Below are 616 nucleotides of genomic sequence, written 5' to 3'. Positions count from 1 at the left end.
CAAAAAATGCTTTTTGTGTGGACGCCCAATGAAACAACAAGAAGGGCTTTTGTATGAGCTCTGCACAAATCCGGAATGTCCTCGTTCCCAGCCGCTTCCGGAGCCCAATAGTGCTACTGAAGGGGATAGAACTGATAATAAGGTTGCGACATGATGATGGCCCTGCTCGGCTGGATGCGGAGCCTGATTCCGGTTCAGACAGAAATAGAATGGGGGGCGGTGGCGTCGGCGGCGGGAGCATTGATTACGCATTTTACGGGATGGAGCGATATTCACGAGGCACTGGTCGTCATCATGGCTATAGACTACATTACCGGCATAGCAGCGGCCTATATCAATCCCAACATGAAGCTCAACAGCAAGAAGGGATTCGCCGGCTTTTGCAAAAAGATGGTCATTCTTTGCCTTGTGGCCCTGTCTCATGAGCTGGATATGGCCCTGGGGCAGTCGACATTGACGCAGCCGTTTGTCGTATGGTTCTTCATTGCAAACGAAGGCCTGTCCATACTGGAAAATGCCGGGAAGGCCGGGCTTCCTATTCCGAAAAAATTGCGAGATACGCTAGAGCAGCTGGCAAATGAGAAAGGAGCAAAACCATGAAAGTATTTATTAATCC

The 616-nt window shown here is 50.2% G+C and carries 1 protein-coding gene; it reads left to right on the top strand.

Annotated elements, in window-relative coordinates; all coding sequences use genetic code 11:
• Positions 1 to 150: 150 nt before the first annotated feature.
• Positions 151 to 600 (top strand): holin family protein, encoded by a 450-nt coding sequence (locus tag CJ260_RS12510; RefSeq protein WP_233127995.1) that lies wholly within the window; start codon positions 151 to 153, stop codon positions 598 to 600.
• Positions 601 to 616: the final 16 nt, after the last annotated feature.

It is taken from the genome of Megasphaera sp. ASD88, from assembly GCF_002287425.1.
Classification (GTDB): Bacteria; Bacillota; Negativicutes; order Veillonellales; family Megasphaeraceae; genus Megasphaera; species Megasphaera stantonii.
The sequence above is the reverse complement of the archived record's forward strand: the minus strand, read 5'-3'. Positions and strand labels throughout refer to the sequence as shown.